A 16,226-nucleotide genomic window follows, 5' to 3' on the forward strand; every position below is an offset into this window, starting at 1 on the left:
GACCACCCAGAGAAACAGCCGGAGCAGAAATGAGCAGGGTGCCTCTCGCGGCGCAGCCCGCCTTGTTGCAGAAATGCGACAAGTAACTGAGTAATTTTGTCTGAAATATTGTCGCGAGGGGGCGATGATGGTTTTCCTCCGCTCGCCAGCTTCCGCCAGCGCCCCCTCAGAAAATTGTAAAACTTCAGCGCAGAGAGGATCGCTCATGGCATCCGCACGCACACGGCTTGCCTCTGGCACAGCCGTCTTTCTCCTGTCCGCCGCCCCGCTGACCCCGGCACTGGCGCAGGACCTTACACTTGGCGACGACAGCGGCTACGAGCTCGGCACCATCGTTTTGACCGCCGAGGAGCAGATCAAGCAGGCGCTCGGCACCTCGACGATCACCGCCGCGGACATCGAGAAGCAGCCCGTGGTCAACGACGTGGCCGAGATCATCCGCAAGATGCCGGGCGTCAACCTCAGCGGCACCTCGCCCTCGGGTCAGCGCGGCAACCAGCGCCAGGTCGACATCCGCGGCATGGGTCCGGAGAACGTGCTGATCCTGATCGACGGCAAGCCGGTGCTGTCGCGCACCTCGGTGAAGATGGGCCGCTCGGGCGAGCGCGACACCCGCGGTGACACCAACTGGGTGCCCGCCGAGATGGTCGATCGCATCGAGGTCATTCGCGGGCCGGCGGCGGCCCGCTATGGCTCGGGTGCCGCGGGCGGGGTGGTGAACATCATCACCAAGGCCCCGGAAGAAGACTTGCTGCAGCTCGGCACCTTCTTCGACGCGCCCGAAAGCAGCCTCGAGGGCGCGACCCAGCGCTACAACCTGCTTTGGGCCAAGAATCTGAACAACGACTTCTCGCTGCGCTTCTCGGGCAGCTACAACAAGACCGATGCCGATGATCCCGAGCTCAATGCCGAAACCGTCGAGGGCGAGACCTGCACCGACCGGAGCGGCGCAGAGACCGAATGCGGCTACGACGCGGGCAGCGAGGGCGTGGTCAACAAGGATGCCTCGTTGCTGCTGCGCTGGACGCCGAGCGACCGCAACAGCTTCGACTTCGATCTCGGCTGGTCGCGGCAGGGCAACATCTACGCCGGTGACAAGCTGCTCGGTGGCGGCTTGACCGACAGCGGCGGCACGGTTGTCGATGACCTCGCCGAGGACGGCGACGAAACCAACGTCATGGAGCGCTACACCGCCGCCATCACCCATAACGGCAGCTACGGCTGGGGCGAAACGCGCAGCTACCTGCAATACGAGCACACCGACAACACCCGTCTGACCGAGGGGCCGGCCGGCGGGTCCGAGGGCATGATCAATGCAACCGACGAATGGGATACGGCACTGCTCGACGCCATCGCGGCCAAGTCCGAGACCTACATCGACCGCAGCTTCCTCGGCCGCCCCTCGGCGCTGACGCTCGGCGCCGAAGCGCGCTACGAGCGGCTCGATCTCGGCGACTACAGCTCATTCGCGTCGATCACCAGCGATGACGGTGGCATCAATTCCTCTAGCGGCGACGAGCTCACCGAGCAACTGACCCTCGGTCTCTATCTCGAGGACAACATCGAGTGGACCGACCGGCTGACGCTGACCCCCTCGGTGCGTGTCGACTGGGCCGACAGCTTTGGCTACAACTGGTCGGGCGGGCTGAATGCCTCCTACGCGGTGAACTCGGAATGGACGGTCAAGGGCGGCGTGGCGCGGGCGTTCAAGGCGCCGACGCTCTACCAGCTGTCAGACACCTACGTCTACACGACGCGCGGCAATGGCTGCCCTTATCCCTACGTCGGCGACGGCCCCTGCTACGTTCTGGGCAACGACGACCTGGACCCCGAGACCTCGATCAACTCCGAAATCGGGATCGCCTATGCCGGCCTCAATGGTGTCAACGCGACGCTGACCTATTTCCACAACGACTACCGAGACAAGATTCAGGCGGGCACCGAGCAGGCCGGCACCACCCAGGTCAGTGGCAACGCGGCGCGGCTCTACCAATGGGAAAACGTTCCCCAGTCGACGGTCGAGGGTCTTGAGGGCAGCTTCGCGATGCCTCTCGGCGAGCGGGTCTCGCTGGCGGTGAACGGAACCTACATGATCGAGTCGAGCCAGAAGCTGAAGATCAAGGGCGGCACCAATTCGGATGGCGAAACCTATGATGCCGTCGAGGTAGACGTGCCGCTGTCGCTGGTGCCCGAGTACACGATCAACGCCGCGGTGACCTGGAACGTAAACGACAAGTTCAGCCTTATCCCCTCGCTCACCCATTATGGTCCGATCGAGGCGACGGAGTACAGCGCAGCGACCGGCTACGCCCAGGGCGACGACGAGGACCGCGATCCCTATACGCTGGTCAATCTGGGCATGACCTACCAGTTCGACAACGGCTTCGATCTCAAGGCCGGGGTGACCAACCTTTTTGATACCGAGATCCTGCGCTCGGGAGACGGTGCGAACACCTACAACGAGCCTGGACGAGCCTATTACTTCGGTCTGACCAAGACCTTCTAATCTCCGAAGTAGTTCCTCAAAAAAACTAAGAGCTGCCCGCATCTTGCGGGCAGCTCTTTATGTTGTCGCGGTAGGCCAGAGGCGGCCGGCACGAAAAGCCGCGGGCAGCAGACCCGCCCGCGGGTTGAGATAGGTCAGGCTGGGATCAGAAATCCCAGTCTTCGTCCTCGGTGGCGACAGCCTTGCCGATGACGTAGCTCGATCCCGAGCCCGAGAAGAAGTCGTGGTTCTCGCTGTCGGGGCTCAGCGCGGCCATGATGGCAGGGTTCACCTCGGCAGCTTCGGGTGGGAAAAGCGCTTCGAAGCCAAGGTTCTGCAGCGCCTTGTTCGCGTTATAGTGGAGGAAGGCCTTCACCTCCTCGCTCAAACCGATCCCGTCGTAGAGCTCTTCGGTGTAACGCGCCTCGATCTCGTAGAGTTCGAACAGCAGCGAGAAGGCGTAATCCTTCAGCTCGGCCTTGCGCTCGGCGGTCTCGCGCTCCAGCGCGCGCTGGAACTTGTAGCCGATGTAATAGCCGTGCACCGCCTCGTCGCGAATGATCAGACGGATGAGGTCGGCGGTGTTGGTCAGCTTGGCGCGGCTCGACCAGTACATCGGCAGGTAGAAGCCCGAGTAGAACAGGAAGCTCTCGAGGAAGACCGAGGCGATCTTGCGCTTCAGCGGATCGGCACCGGCGGCATAGGTTTCCAGCACGGCGCGGGCCTTGGCCTGCAGGTGGGGATTCTCGTCGGACCAGCGGAAGGCCTCGTCGACCTCGCGCGTGGAGCAGAGCGTCGAGAAGATCGAGCTGTAGCTGCGCGCGTGCACTGCTTCCATGAAGGCGATGTTGGTCAGCACCGACTCCTCGTGCGGGGTCTGCGCATCGGGCATCATCGCCGGTGCGCCGACCGAGTTCTGGATGGTGTCGAGCAGCGTCAGCCCGGTGAAGACGCGGATGGTCAGCTGCTTCTCGGCATCGGTCAGCGTCGCCCAGCTCTGCACGTCGTTCGACAGCGGCACCTTTTCGGGCAGCCAGAAGTTCACCGTGAGACGGTTCCAGACCTCGAGGTCCTTCTCGTCCTGCAGCCGGTTCCAGTTGATCGCCCGCGGCACGGCGGGGGAGGTGACGGTGTCCTTCATCGGATCATCCCTTGTTCGGGCGCAGCGGCCCTCATCCCATCCGGAGCGCGCGCCCGCGCCCCGTTTATCTTTCTTCAAATACTCCGGGGGGTGCGGGGGCGCCGCCCCCGGGTCATCCCCTCAGAGCGTACAGGAGACGCAGCCCTGCACTTCGGTGCCCTCGAGCGCGGTCTGGCGCAGGCGCACGTAGTAGATCGTCTTGATGCCCTTCTTCCAGGCGTAGATCTGCGCACGGTTGATGTCCCGCGTGGTGGCCTCGGCGGGGAAGAACAGCGTCAGTGACAGGCCCTGGTCGACGTGCTCGGTGGCCGCCGCATAGGTGTCGATGAGCTTTTCCGGGCCGATCTCGTAGGCGTCGCGGTAGTACTCGAGGTTCTCGTTGTTCATGAAGGCAGCCGGGTAGTAGACGCGGCCGATCTTGCCTTCCTTGCGGATCTCGATCTTCGACACGATCGGGTGGATCGAGGAGGTCGAGTTGTTGATGTAGCTGATCGAGCCGGTCGGCGGCACCGCCTGCAGGTTCCGGTTGTAGAGCCCGTGCTCCATCACGTCGGCCTTCAGCGCGTCCCAATCCGAACGCGTGGGCAGGATGATGCCGTCGAAGAGCTTGCTGACGGTTTCGCTCTCGGGCAGCCAGTCGCGCGTGACGTATTTCTCGAAGAAGCTGCCGTCGGCATATTTCGACTTCTCGAAGCCCTTGAAGGTCATGCCTTTTTCACGCGCCATGGCGCAGGAGGCGCGTAGGGCGTGATAGGCCACGGCGGCGAAATAGACCGAGGTGAACTCGACGCCCTCGTCGGAGCCGTAATGCACGTGCTCGCGGGCAAGGTAGCCATGCAGGTTCATCTGGCCGAGACCGATCGCGCGGCTCTCGTCGTTGCCGCGGCGGATCGAAGGCACGCTGTCGATCGCCGACATTTCCGACACGGCGGTGAGCGCGCGGATCGCGGTCTCGATCGAGGCGCCGAAGTCCGGGCCGTCCATGGTCTTGGCGATGTTCATCGAGCCGAGGTTGCACGAAATGTCGGTGCCCAGCTTCGAGTAGCTCAGGTCGTCGTTGAACTCCGACGCCTCGGCCACCTGCAGGATCTCCGAGCAGAGGTTCGACATGGTGATGCGCCCGTCGACCGGGTTGGCTTCGTTCACCGTGTCCTCGAACATGATGTAGGGATAGCCGCTCTCGAACTGGATCTCGGCCAGCGTCTGGAAGAAGGCGCGGGCGTTGATCTTGGTCTTGCGGATGCGCTTGTCCTCGACCATCTCCTCGTATTTCTCGGTGACCGAGATTTCGGAGAAGGGCACGCCGTAGACCTTCTGCACGTCATGCGGCGAGAAGAGATACATCGGCTCGTTGCGCTTGGCGAGCTCGAAGGTCACGTCGGGGATCACCACGCCAAGGCTGAGCGTCTTGATGCGGATCTTCTCATCGGCGTTCTCGCGCTTGGTGTCGAGGAACTTGAGGATGTCGGGGTGGTGCGCGTTCAGATAGACCGCGCCCGCGCCCTGACGCGCACCCAGCTGGTTGGCATAGGAGAAGCTGTCTTCGAGCAGCTTCATCACAGGGATGACGCCCGAGGACTGGTTCTCGATGCCCTTGATCGGCGCGCCGGCCTCGCGGATGTTGGTCAGCATCAGGGCGACGCCGCCGCCGCGCTTGGACAGCTGCAGCGACGAGTTGATCGCCCGGCCGATGCTTTCCATGTTGTCTTCGATGCGCAGCAGGAAGCAGGAGATCAGCTCGCCCCGGCTCTTCTTACCGGCGTTGAGGAAGGTCGGCGTGGCGGGCTGGAAGCGGCCCGAGAGCATCTCTTCCATGAACGACATCGCCAGCGCCTCGTCGCCGCGTGCCAACGCCAGCGCCACCATGACGACGCGGTCCTCGTAGCGCTCGAGGAAGCGTTTCCCGTCACGCGTCTTCAGCGTGTAGGAGGTGTAATACTTGAACGCGCCGAGAAAGGTCGGGAAGCGGAACTTCTTGGCAAAGGCCGCGTCCCAGATCTTCTGCAGGAAGGCGGGCGGGTATTGCTCGAGCACCTCCGCCTCGTAATAGCCTTCCTCGACGAGGTAGCCGAGCTTTTCCGTCAGCGAGTGGAAGAACACGGTGTTCTGGTTCACGTGCTGAAGGAAATACTGCCGCGCCGCCATCCGGTCGGCCTCGAAGCGGATGTTGCCGTCCGCATCGTAGAGGTTCAGCATGGCGTTGAGCGCGTGGTAGTCCAGCGTCTCGTTCAGGCGGTCAAGCATGGGGTCCCCCAGAAAGCGTCGAGCCCGTCGTTGACGCGGGCGAAATCCTTGGTCGTTCCCGCCAGCTCAAACGAGTAGAGCAGGGGGACATTGCATTTTTGCGCGATGACGCGGCCCGCGAGCGCGAAGGTCTCGCCGAAGTTGCGATTGCCGCTGGCGATCACGCCGCGCAGCAGCGCGCGGCGGGACGGGTCGTTGAGAAAGCGGATCACCTGCTTCGGCACCGCGCCGCGGCCTTCGCCGTCGGCATAGGTCGGGCAGATCAGCACAAAGGGATCGCGCGGATCGGGCGTCAGTTCCTTGGGCGACACCGGGATGCGCAGCGCCGCCCGGCCGAGGCTGGCGACGAAGCGCGCGGTGTTGCCGCTGGCAGAGGAGAAGAAGACGAGCCCCGACATGGTCGATCCCTTGTTGCCGATCCCGCCGCGATCAGCTCGCGAGGCGGGCGATCAGGTCCGGACGGAAGCCCGACCAGTGGTCTTCGCCAAAGGTCACGACGGGGGCCTGGCGGTAGCCGAGCTCGGTGACCAGCGACATGGCCGCGTCGTCCTCGGTGAGGTCGATCACGTTGTAGTCCAGCCCCTTGGCATCGAGCGCGCGGGTGGTGGCAGTGCACTGCACGCAGGCGGGTTTCGAATAGACGGTGATCATGCTCTTGCGTCCTCAGCTGCGAAGGCGGGGACGCGTCACCGCGCAGGCCTTGTGCCTGACGCGGTCCTCGCACGCCCCGAACCCTCCGTTCGTGGTCATTCTGTCAGGCCTTCGGCAGGTCTCCTGGCTTGGCGGGTCGTGGGTCCGGCCGCGCCTTCCCGGGATGTCCCAGTGGCTCATTGGGCCTTCACTCGCCGCTTACAGTTGCGGGGGCAGCACCGGTGTTACACCGGTTTCCCTCTTAGCGCCGCGCCGGGCCGTCGCCCGACTCGATGAACCGAAAAGCAACTATATCTAGAACAGGATGCAGGTCATGCGTCAATATCCTGTTGTGCGAGCCCGACTTCAAAAAATTTTTCAGCCTCTGTGTGCAGCAAGTCGGCCACGGTGGACACCCTTGGAGCGGCCTTTGCAAGGGGTTGCGCGGGCCATGCATTCTCGACAACTCGGCCCTGCAGGAATGTGCGTTGCCCGGGCCAGGGAGGGCCCCTAAATGTGCCCCTGTCGACGCGGCAACGCGTTCAAGGATTTTTTCGGGGTGTTTCTCCTCCTCCCTCAGCCCCGGAAATCGGCGGCGGCCCTTCTCCTCCTCCCTTGGGGCCGCCGCATCCTCCCTTCCTCCGCAAGCTTCCTGATAGGCGCGCGCCGCCAAGCGATCTGGCTTTCGCCCGCCCGCGCGCATATGCAGACATCACGCACCGTCAGTTCAGCCCTGCAGGAGGTCCGCATGTCCCATATCGTTCTCGTCGCCACCGGTGGCACAATTGCCTCCTATGCCAAGACCGAGGGCGGCGCGGTCACCGCCGGGCTGAGCGGCGACAGGCTGCTCGAAAGCCTGCACGCACCACTGCCCGGGATCACCGTCGAGGTCGACAACATCGAGGCCGCGGGCAGCAACGCGCTGACGCTCGAGACGATTCACAAGCTCTGTCGCCACATCGACGCCCGACTGGCCGAGCCCGGGGTGGATGGCGTCGTCGTCACCCATGGTACCGATACCATGGAGGAGAGCGCCTTTCTCGCGCGGCTGCTGGTCAGGTCCGACAAGCCAGTGGTCTTCACCGGCGCACAGCGCCACGCGGGCCAGGCCGACACCGACGGGCCGCGCAACATGCACGACGCGCTGCTCTGCGCGGCGGCGCCGGATCTGGCCGGCGTGGGTGCGGTCATCGTCTTCGAGGGCGAAATCCACGGCGCGCGCTACGTCAGCAAGGTGCACAGCTCGCGCGTGGACACCTTCCGCTCGAACGGCCATGGCAAGCTGGGCGAGATCGACGAGGGCGAGGTGCATCTCTACACGCGCCCTGCGCGCCCGCGCGAGGTGATCGACGCGCCGTCGCTGGACCCGAACGTCGAGCTTATCGCGCTCGGGCTCGGCAGCACGCCGCGCTACTTGGAGTGGTGTGCCTCGAACGGCGTCTCGGGCGTGGTCATCGAGGCCTTCGGGCGCGGCAATGCCCCCAAGGGCTTTGCCGAGGTCTGCCGCAAGCTCGTCGCGGCGGGCATCCCGGTGATCCTTGCCACCCGCTGTCCCGAGGGGCGGACCCGGGCCATCTACGGCGCCGACAGCGGCGGCGTGACGATGGTCGAGGCCGGGGCGATCCTGTCCGGTGATCTCAGCGCCGCCAAGGCCCGCCTGCTGCTCGCCGCGCTGCTGCCGCTGCTGCCCGAGCGGGCAGGGCGGATGGAGGCCATCGCCGAGGCACTCGCGAAGGTCTGAGCCTCGACCTCACGGGGCGGCGGCTCCGCCCCGACGTCCGTGCCCGCCGAGACTGGCGCTGCGGTTTTTCGGAGCAGAGAGTGCTGCCCCGGCCCTGGGAGACCGGGATGAATTTGTGAGATTTCAAAATCCTCTTTCGGAGCGCGACGGACCGCCGCAGGCGCAAAGTCAGCGGCTACGAATCACCTGACCCAGCCGCGCCCTCTGGTTAGACTGCCGATGCAGGAGGGACTTGGGCGGCGGCACCGGCCGGACCAACGGCCCGCGTTTTCGCCCGCTGCCCTGCCTTGTCCCGCGCAAGGATGCTCATCCTATGGGAGAACTGACATGGACGGAAACGACGTCGATACCGGGGGGAAATGCCCGGTGATGCACGGCGGTCTGACCGAGAGCGGAACCTCGGTCACCAGCTGGTGGCCCAAGAGCCTGAACCTCGACATTCTGAGCCAGCACGATTTCAAGACCAACCCGATGGGGCCGGACTTCGACTACCGTGAAGAGCTGAAATCGCTCGACGTGGAAGCGCTGAAGGACGACCTGCGCGCCCTGATGAAGGACAGCCAGGAGTGGTGGCCCGCCGACTGGGGCTCCTACGTCGGCATGTTCGCCCGCGTCGCCTGGCACGCCGCTGGGTCTTACCGCCTCGCCGACGGCCGTGGCGGGGCTGGCACCGGCAACCAGCGCTTCGCGCCGCTTAACAGCTGGCCCGACAACGTCAACACCGACAAGGGCCGCCGCCTGCTGTGGCCGATCAAGAAGAAGTACGGCAACAAGATTTCCTGGGCCGACCTGATGATCCTCTCGGGGACCATCGCCTATGAGGTCGCGGGCCTGAAGACCTTCGGCTTCGCCTTTGGCCGCGAGGACATCTGGCACCCGGAAAAGGACGTCTACTGGGGGGCCGAGAAGGAATGGCTCGCGCCGTCAGATGGCCGCTACGGCGACGTGGCAGATCCGGCGACCATGGAGAACCCGCTCGCCGCGGTGCAAATGGGCCTGATCTACGTGAACCCCGAAGGCGTGAACGGCCAGCCCGACCCGCAGAAGACCGCCGAGCAGGTCCGTGAGACGTTCAAGCGCATGGCGATGGACGACGAGGAAACCGCGGCGCTCACCGCCGGCGGCCATACCATCGGCAAGTGCCACGGCAACGGCCTTGCGGAGAACCTCAGTCCCGACCCCGAGGATGCCGGCCCCGAGTACCAGGGCATCGGCTGGATGAACACCAAGGGCCGTGGCATCGGCCGCGACACGATGGTGTCGGGCATCGAAGGCGCCTGGACCTCCAATCCCACCCAGTGGGACATGGGCTGGTTCGACATGCTCTTCGGCCACGAGTGGGAGCTGAAGAAATCCCCCGCCGGGGCCTGGCAGTGGATGCCGGTGGACATCAGGCCAGAGGACATGCCCGCCGACGTCGAGGATCCCTCGATCAAATGCATGCCGATCATGACCGATGCCGACATGGCGATGAAGGTCGACCCGATCTACAACGCGATCTGCCAGAAGTTCATGGCCGATCCGGAGTATTTCGCGGACACCTTCGCCCGCGCCTGGTTCAAGCTGACCCACCGCGATCTCGGGCCGAAAGCGCGCTACATCGGCCCCGACGTGCCAGCCGAGGATCTCATCTGGCAGGACCCGATCCCCGCAGGTGCCACAGGTTACGACGTGGCCGCGGTAAGGGCGAAGATCGCGGCTGCCGGGCTCACGGATGCCGAGATGATCTCCACCGCCTGGGACAGCGCCCGCACCTTCCGCGGCTCGGACATGCGCGGCGGCGCCAATGGCGCGCGCATCCGTCTTGCCCCGCAGAAGGACTGGGAGGGCAACGAGCCCGACCGCCTGGCCCGTGTGCTGTCGGCGCTCGAGCCGATCGCCGCCGAGACCGGCGCCTCGATCGCCGACGTGATCGTGCTGGCAGGCAACCTCGGGGTCGAGCGGGCAGCCAAGTCCGCGGGCGTGGAGCTGGAATTGCCCTTTGCACCGGGCCGCGGTGACGCCACCGACGAGATGACCGACGCAGGCAGCTTCGATCCGCTCGAGCCGCTGGCCGATGGCTTCCGCAACTGGCTCAAGCAGGACTACGCGGTCTCGGCCGAGGAGCTGATGCTCGACCGCGCACAGCTCATGGGGCTGACCGCCCCCGAGATGGTGGTGCTCTTCGGCGGCATGCGGGCCATGGGCACCAACCACGGCGGCACCAAGCACGGCGTCTTCACCGACCGAGAGGGCGCGCTGACCAATGACGTCTTCGTCAACCTCGTGGACATGGGCTACACTTGGGTGCCCGTGAGCGGCGGCCTTTACGAGATCCGCGATCGCAAGACCAGAGAGGTCAAATGGACCGCGACGCGGATGGACCTGGTGTTCGGCTCGAACTCGATCCTGCGCGCCTACGCCGAGGTCTATGCCCAGGACGACAACGCTGGCAAGTTCGTTGCCGACTTCGCCAAGGCCTGGACCAAGGTGATGAACGCAGACCGCTTCGACCTGAAGTGAGGCCGCGCGGAAGTTGAGGAAAGGCCCGCACGTGACAGATGTGCGGGCCTTTTTGCCATCCAGCTCAGAACGGAAAGCCGCCGCCCTTGCGTCCTGGCAGACGTATCCCGAAGAGAGCCGCAGGCCGGGGTCAGAGCCCCTTTTTTTAAAGATGGCGGAGCCCGCGCATCGCCGTGGTAGGTGTCAGCCCTGACCCGCCCGTGCCTTGAGCCGGTGCAGAACCTCCTCGCCAACGGTTTCACCCTCGAAGCGATGCCAGCGCTCCAGCAGCGGCTGGCCCGAGTTGCGGCAATGGTGCGCCATGGCGGCGCGCGCCGCCCCGGCATCGCGCGCGACCAGGGCGTCGACGATGGCGACATGCTCGTCGCGGGAGAAGCGCGCGATGTCCTCGGCGTTCTGGCGGTTGTTGAGGCGCGTCCATTCCGGGTAGCGCTGGCGGGCGTGCCAGAAATCCTCGACCATCGTGACAAAAAGCGAATTGCCGGTGGAGCGCGCGATGACGAGGTGGAACTCGCGGTCATGCGCCTCGATCCGGTCGAAGGGCAGGCGGGTGTCGCACATGCCCTCGATGCAGCGGGTCAGCTGCGCGATTTGCCCGGGGGTCACGGTGCTGGCGGCGATGGCGGCGATCTCGGGCTCGATGACGAAGCGCGCCTCGACCAGTTCAAAGAACCCGGGCAGGCCCGGTGTCTCGGGGTGCGTCTCATCCTGCGCCATGGGCAGCGGGTCGGCCACGAAGGCGCCGGCGCCGTAGCGGGTGACGACATAGCCCATCAGTTCGAGCGCGATCATCGCCTCGCGCACCGTCGTCCGGCTGACCCCGAGTTGGGCAACCAGATCCTTGTCCGCGGGCATCTTGGTGCCGGAGGCGAAGTCGCCGGCGCGGATGCGCGCGGCGATCTCCTCGGCCACCAGCCGATATCGCGGGGTCTGGACGATCGGGGTCAGCATGGCGGGTCTCGGTCGTGGCCTCAGGCGGGGGTTTTGGCTTTCGGAAGGTCATCTTCCATGTAGTAGCGCACGTTCTCCTCGAAGCTCGCATCCGCTTCAAGCCCCAGCGCGAGGGCCTTGTCGAAACGGTAATCGTAGCGCCAGCCGCGCACGATGTCGGCGATCTCGGGTTGCTCCTCCCATTTGATCAGCTTCGCCGGCTCCGGCCCGGCCACGGCGGTGAGCGCATCGATCATCTGGCGGATGGACAGGCGCTGGCCGGGCATGGTCATGCAGCGCTGCATCCCCAGATCCTCGGCGTCGAGCTCGGCGCCCTTGATGAGGTTTTCGACGCACCGCTTTGGCGAGAGGTAGAAATGCTCCTGGCCCTCGTCCACCGGACAGATCGCCGGCTCGCCGTTCAGCGGCTCGCGGATAATCGATGACATGAAGGAGGAGGCCGCGCGGTTCGGCTTGCCCGGGCGCACCGAGATGGTCGGCAGGCGGAAGCCCCGGCCGTCGACGTAGCCCTTGCGCGAGTAGTCGTTGAGCAGCAGCTCACCGATCGCCTTCTGCATACCGTAGGAGGTCTGCGGGTTGGGGATGGTGTGATCGGTGATCGGGTCGGGCACCTCGCCGCCGAAGACCGCCAGCGAGGAGGTGAAGACCACCACCGGGCAGGTGCCGAGCGCGCGGCAGCGTTCCAGAACGTTGAGCGTGCCGTCGAGGTTGACCTTCATGCCGGCCTCGAAATCTGCCTCGGCGTGGGACGAGACGACGGCGGCGAAGTGGAAGATCACGTCGGTGTCGTCGTCGATGAGCGCGTCGATCGAGGCGCGGTCGGTGATGTCGCAGGCGCGGGTCTCGACGGGGAAGGGGGCCTCGAGGGGCTCGGGCGCGGCGATGTCGGCCAGCGTCAGCTTGTCGATGGGCGCGTCGCGCAGGTTGCCGCGGGTGGCGAGGCTTTGGGCGACCTTGCGGCCGATGAAGCCGCCGCCGCCGATGATCAGAACGTTCATCCCGTGTGTCTTTCCGTATCTCTGGGGTGGGAGCGGGCGGCGCCGTGGGGCCGCCCGCCTAGGGGTGCCGTTGCGGGCTCAGTTCGCGCTGTCCTGGCCGAGGCCGATGCGCTTGAGGAAGGTCTTGTGGCTCTCCACCATCGCCTTGGCTTCCGGGGTTTTCTCGGCCCAGACATCCCAACGGCTGATCGCGGCCTCGCGGAAGGCGGCGCGGTCCTCGGCGGACCAGTCGTAGATCGTCACGCCCTTCTCGGGCAGCTCGGTCAGCGCCTCGCCGTTCTGCACGATGGTGCGCATCATCAGGTTCATGGCGAGCGTGTCCATCGCCGCCTTCAGGATTTCCTGCTGCGCCGGCTCAAGTCCGTCCCAGACGGTCTTGTTGCAGGCAAGGTGATCCGAGCTCATCGAGTGGAAGCCGGGGAAGGTGGTGTGCTTGGCGATGTCATAGATGCCGAGACCGACGTTGTTGGCCAGCGTCGAGGCGTCGGCGCCGTCGATAATGCCGGTTTCCAGCGCGGTGAAGATCTCGGTGAAGTCCATCACGACGGGGGTCGCGCCCAGCTCGGCGAAGATCTCCGATTCCATGCCGGGCGGCGAGCGGAACTTCCAGCCCTTCAGATCCTCGATCCCGGCGAGGGGCGCGGTCGAGTTCATCGACTCCTGCCCGCCCAGATAGGCGCCAACGAATTCCATGCCGTTGGCATTGTAGAGCTCGTTGATTGCCTCGCGACCGCCTCCCTGCGAGATCCAGCTCAGGTACTGCAGGGGCGTGTCGTAGCCCCCCATCGTGTCGGCGACGAATTGAAAGGCCGGGTTGAGGCCGGTCTGGTAGCTGGCGTTGGTCATGTCGCAGTCAAGGATGCCCGTGGCGGCTGCGCCGAAGGTTTCGGCCGAAGCGACAACGGCGGAACTGTAGAACATCTCGATATCGAGCGAGCCGCCCGACATGGTCTCGACCTGATCGACGAAATCGCGCACGAGCTGGCCCGAGACCGATTCCGGCGATTGATGGGTCTGGATGCGCAGCGTGGTCTGAGCGTTCGCGGCACCGGCGAGCAGCGTCGCGCCAGCCAGAACGGCGACAAGTGTCTTGGACATGAGGTTCCTCCCTTTAAATCGTCCTCCGACTCCATCGGTAGCAAGACAATCGCCAGATTGCCAGACAATCCGACAATGCGCGCACTGACTTTGCGGAGACATGCCGGTCGCACCCGCCGTTCACGGGCTCGTAGGGGGCGGCCCAGAATACTTGACTGTAACAGTCAACCATCCTAGGCAGGTGCGAACTGCGTGCCCTGCCGCAGAGCCACGGAACCCGCGGGTCCGAGCCAGCCCATCGACATTTCACGCGGCAAGCCCGCGTCTTCAAAGGAGGACTTCCATGTCCCTTGTCACGGCACTTCGTTCCGGCGTCTGCGGGATCGCGCTTTCCACCCTGATCGCCGGCGCCGCGCTCTGTGATCCCTTCGCCGGGCTCGCCAAGGGCTTCGACGGCCAGATGATCGCCGACGGTCTCAACCGCGCCCCGATCACCGCGGGCAGCACCGCAGAGGTGCGCGGAAAGGGCTTCCTGCCAGGCCAGAGCGTCACCTTGCGTCAAAACGGCACGGTGCTGAACGCGGAGGCCCCGGTGATCGCCGACGGCGAGGGCGCGTTCCGCACCGAGGTCAGCATCCCCGAGGGCGCTGAGCCGGGCCTCTACCCGGTGGTCGCCGAGATCGCCGATCCGGCCTATGCGATGACTTTCGATCTCAAGATCTCTCCGGTGCTGCCCGACAGCGGCGCGCTAGAGATCACCTCGCAGAAGCTGGCACCGGGTCTCTACCAGGTCGCCGCGGGGAATGATGCGCTTTACGTCACCTCGGCCGTCGGCCGCCCGCCGGTGACTCAGAGCAAGCTGATGAAGCTCGACCCGCAAACACTGGAAATCCTTGCCGAAGCCACGCCGCAGGACGCACCCGACGGCCCGGACGGGCGCGACGGCGGGGTCTTCGCGGTCTACGGCGTGGGCGTCGATGCACAGGGGCAGGTCTGGGTGACCAACACGCGGCAGAACACCGTCGCCGTCTACGCGGGAGAGGACCTGTCGCTGATCAAGCAGTTCGAGGCCGGTGCGGTGCCGCATCCCCGCGATGCTCTGGCGCATGACGGCAAGGTCTATGTCACCGCGACCTTCGAGCCGACGATCCACGTCTTCGACGCGGCAACGCTGGAGGAACTGGCGCCCATCGAACTGAGCTCGGGCAAGCGCGGCGCCGATTTCGCCACAGCGAGCATGCATATCGACGCGGCGAGTGGCACGCTCTACGTGGTCAGCCTCGAAACCGACGAGGTCGCCGTGGTCGATCTTGCGTCGGGCGAAGAGACCTCGGTCTACCCGCTGCCGCTGTCGAAGCGCACCATCGGGGTCGCATATGATGCCAAGACCCACCGCATCTTCACCGCCGGAGTGAACACCGACAACGTGTTGATCGTCGATGCCGCCACTGGCGAGACGCTGCACGACGTGCCGGTGGGCGCGGGGCCGCTGAACATCGCCTTCGACACGGTGAACGATCTGGCGTGGGTTGCGGTGCGCGGCTCGGATTCGCTGGTCGCCGTTTCGCCCGACGGCGAGGTCGTGGCGAAGGCGCAAATCGGCAGCTTCCCCAACCACCTGATCGCCGCGGCGGACGGCGGTGTCTTCGTGGTCAACAAGAGCAAGGGTCAAGAGGATGCCACCGGCGATCACATCAGCCGCGTGACGCTGAAGCCCTGAGGGCAGGGCCCCTTCAAGAAGGGAACCGGCAGCGCTTCGGCGCTGCCGTCTTTCGTCTGGCGGGGCCGCTCAGCCCGTCCGCACCCGCCGTGCCCAAAGGTGGGTGAAGAGCATGATGACCAGCCAGCCCACCAGCAGCAGCGGTTGCCCCGCAAAGGCCAGCGGCAGCACTGCGAGCCCGTAGAAGATCGGAATCAGGTCCGAGCTCGACCAGCCGTCACGCAGCAGGTCCGGCAGCAACCCCGCCGCGCTGCCGAAGAGACCGGCCACCAGCGTCGCAAGCACCGAGCCGATGAACCCAAGGATGAAGCCGCCGAGGCCGCTGCGTCCGAACATCCCGGCTAGAAGCCAGCCCGAGAGCGCGCCGCCGAGCGCCATTGCCAGCAGGTAGCGGAGCATCAGCCCCTTGGGCAGGTCGGCCCAGGTGACACCCCCCCTGGCGATCGCATCCTCTGCCATGAAGGCGGCGATCAGCAGCACCCCGATCAGGGCCATCATCAGGGTCGTCACGTATCTGGGTGATCGTTGGCGCCGTGCCATGGCAAAATCCTCACCTTGTCAAAAGTCGTGGTCGAATATCTTGGTCGAATGCCCTTGAGCGCCGGTCTGCGCTGCACCGCGGAGCGCGCGGCGATGAATCCGCTGTGAGCCTAGCACAGCGAATCCCGTCCGTCGCCCCCGCCGATCACCCTCATCGCATTGGCAGGTCTTGGCAAATCTGCGCCTACGCCGCGCCCGCCCGGCTTGCCCGGTCCGGGGGCTTGCGCCATCATGCC

Annotated in this window: 12 protein-coding genes and 1 riboswitch; of the genes, 4 read left to right on the forward strand and 8 right to left on the reverse strand. The window is 65.4% G+C overall.

Annotated features, from left to right (window positions below):
- Nucleotides 1-205 precede the first annotated feature (205 nt).
- Nucleotides 206-2,506 carry a FepA family TonB-dependent siderophore receptor gene (locus CEW88_RS17055; protein WP_108969152.1) on the forward strand — a complete coding sequence of 767 codons (2,301 nt, stop codon included), beginning with the start codon at nt 206-208 and terminating at the stop codon, nt 2,504-2,506.
- Between the two features lie 145 nt (nt 2,507-2,651).
- Here CEW88_RS17055 and nrdF read toward each other — a convergent pair whose 3' ends face one another.
- The 4 genes from nrdF to nrdH form a co-directional block, all read right to left on the reverse strand.
- Nucleotides 2,652-3,626 (reverse strand): class 1b ribonucleoside-diphosphate reductase subunit beta, encoded by a 975-nt coding sequence (nrdF, locus tag CEW88_RS17060; protein WP_108969153.1) that lies wholly within the window; start codon nt 3,624-3,626, stop codon nt 2,652-2,654.
- 120 nt (nt 3,627-3,746) lie between these two features.
- Nucleotides 3,747-5,870 carry a class 1b ribonucleoside-diphosphate reductase subunit alpha gene (gene nrdE, locus CEW88_RS17065; RefSeq protein WP_108969155.1) on the reverse strand — a complete coding sequence of 708 codons (2,124 nt, stop codon included), beginning with the start codon at nt 5,868-5,870 and terminating at the stop codon, nt 3,747-3,749.
- Complete coding sequence (gene nrdI, locus CEW88_RS17070; RefSeq protein ID WP_108969157.1) at nt 5,855-6,268, reverse strand: class Ib ribonucleoside-diphosphate reductase assembly flavoprotein NrdI; 414 nt, start codon at nt 6,266-6,268, stop codon at nt 5,855-5,857. The genes nrdE and nrdI overlap by 16 nt, the downstream gene beginning before the upstream one ends.
- 31 nt (nt 6,269-6,299) lie before the next feature.
- On the reverse strand, nt 6,300-6,521 hold the full coding sequence (gene nrdH, locus CEW88_RS17075) for a glutaredoxin-like protein NrdH (protein WP_095881531.1): 222 nt from the start codon (nt 6,519-6,521) through the stop codon (nt 6,300-6,302).
- Between the two features lie 96 nt (nt 6,522-6,617).
- A riboswitch (cobalamin riboswitch) is annotated at nt 6,618-6,818 on the reverse strand.
- Between the two features lie 430 nt (nt 6,819-7,248).
- Here nrdH and CEW88_RS17080 point away from each other — a divergent pair.
- Together CEW88_RS17080 and katG are read left to right on the forward strand one after the other, a co-directional pair.
- Nucleotides 7,249-8,241 carry an asparaginase gene (locus tag CEW88_RS17080; protein ID WP_108969159.1) on the forward strand — a complete coding sequence of 331 codons (993 nt, stop codon included), beginning with the start codon at nt 7,249-7,251 and terminating at the stop codon, nt 8,239-8,241.
- Between the two features lie 327 nt (nt 8,242-8,568).
- Nucleotides 8,569-10,743 carry a catalase/peroxidase HPI gene (gene katG / locus CEW88_RS17085; RefSeq protein ID WP_108969160.1) on the forward strand — a complete coding sequence of 725 codons (2,175 nt, stop codon included), beginning with the start codon at nt 8,569-8,571 and terminating at the stop codon, nt 10,741-10,743.
- 183 nt (nt 10,744-10,926) lie between these two features.
- Here katG and CEW88_RS17090 read toward each other — a convergent pair whose 3' ends face one another.
- The 3 genes from CEW88_RS17090 to CEW88_RS17100 all read right to left on the reverse strand — a co-directional run bounded on the left by CEW88_RS17090 (nt 10,927) and on the right by CEW88_RS17100 (nt 13,790).
- On the reverse strand, nt 10,927-11,694 hold the full coding sequence (locus tag CEW88_RS17090) for a FadR/GntR family transcriptional regulator (protein WP_108969162.1): 768 nt from the start codon (nt 11,692-11,694) through the stop codon (nt 10,927-10,929).
- Nucleotides 11,695-11,714: 20 nt separating this feature from the next.
- Entirely contained in the window at nt 11,715-12,692 is a 978-nt protein-coding gene (gene denD / locus CEW88_RS17095) for a D-erythronate dehydrogenase (protein ID WP_108969164.1), read from the reverse strand.
- 78 nt (nt 12,693-12,770) lie between these two features.
- Nucleotides 12,771-13,790 (reverse strand): TRAP transporter substrate-binding protein, encoded by a 1,020-nt coding sequence (locus CEW88_RS17100; RefSeq protein WP_108969165.1) that lies wholly within the window; start codon nt 13,788-13,790, stop codon nt 12,771-12,773.
- Nucleotides 13,791-14,073: 283 nt separating this feature from the next.
- Between CEW88_RS17100 and CEW88_RS17105 the strand changes: the two genes are divergently transcribed.
- A complete protein-coding gene (locus CEW88_RS17105) occupies nt 14,074-15,450 on the forward strand; it encodes a Vgb family protein (RefSeq protein ID WP_108969167.1) in 1,377 nt (458 codons plus the stop codon).
- Nucleotides 15,451-15,519: 69 nt separating this feature from the next.
- Here CEW88_RS17105 and CEW88_RS17110 read toward each other — a convergent pair whose 3' ends face one another.
- Nucleotides 15,520-15,990, reverse strand: coding sequence for a hypothetical protein (locus tag CEW88_RS17110; protein WP_159099647.1), 471 nt, complete (start codon nt 15,988-15,990; stop codon nt 15,520-15,522).
- Between the last annotated feature and the right edge of the window lie 236 nt (nt 15,991-16,226).

It is taken from the genome of Alloyangia pacifica (assembly GCF_003111685.1).
In the GTDB taxonomy this organism is placed as follows: Bacteria; Pseudomonadota; Alphaproteobacteria; order Rhodobacterales; family Rhodobacteraceae; genus Salipiger; species Salipiger pacificus_A.

What these genes read in the sequence shown, in the direction of transcription:
- CEW88_RS17055 (WP_108969152.1), top strand. Translation starts at nt 206, where the DNA reads ATGGCATCCGCACGCACACGGCTTGCCTCTGGCACAGCCGTCTTTCTC.
- nrdF (WP_108969153.1), bottom strand. Translation starts at nt 3,626, where the DNA reads ATGAAGGACACCGTCACCTCCCCCGCCGTGCCGCGGGCGATCAACTGG.
- nrdE (WP_108969155.1), bottom strand. Translation starts at nt 5,870, where the DNA reads ATGCTTGACCGCCTGAACGAGACGCTGGACTACCACGCGCTCAACGCC.
- nrdI (WP_108969157.1), bottom strand. Translation starts at nt 6,268, where the DNA reads ATGTCGGGGCTCGTCTTCTTCTCCTCTGCCAGCGGCAACACCGCGCGC.
- nrdH (WP_095881531.1), bottom strand. Translation starts at nt 6,521, where the DNA reads ATGATCACCGTCTATTCGAAACCCGCCTGCGTGCAGTGCACTGCCACC.
- CEW88_RS17080 (WP_108969159.1), top strand. Translation starts at nt 7,249, where the DNA reads ATGTCCCATATCGTTCTCGTCGCCACCGGTGGCACAATTGCCTCCTAT.
- katG (WP_108969160.1), top strand. Translation starts at nt 8,569, where the DNA reads ATGGACGGAAACGACGTCGATACCGGGGGGAAATGCCCGGTGATGCAC.
- CEW88_RS17090 (WP_108969162.1), bottom strand. Translation starts at nt 11,694, where the DNA reads ATGCTGACCCCGATCGTCCAGACCCCGCGATATCGGCTGGTGGCCGAG.
- denD (WP_108969164.1), bottom strand. Translation starts at nt 12,692, where the DNA reads ATGAACGTTCTGATCATCGGCGGCGGCGGCTTCATCGGCCGCAAGGTC.
- CEW88_RS17100 (WP_108969165.1), bottom strand. Translation starts at nt 13,790, where the DNA reads ATGTCCAAGACACTTGTCGCCGTTCTGGCTGGCGCGACGCTGCTCGCC.
- CEW88_RS17105 (WP_108969167.1), top strand. Translation starts at nt 14,074, where the DNA reads ATGTCCCTTGTCACGGCACTTCGTTCCGGCGTCTGCGGGATCGCGCTT.
- CEW88_RS17110 (WP_159099647.1), bottom strand. Translation starts at nt 15,990, where the DNA reads ATGGCACGGCGCCAACGATCACCCAGATACGTGACGACCCTGATGATG.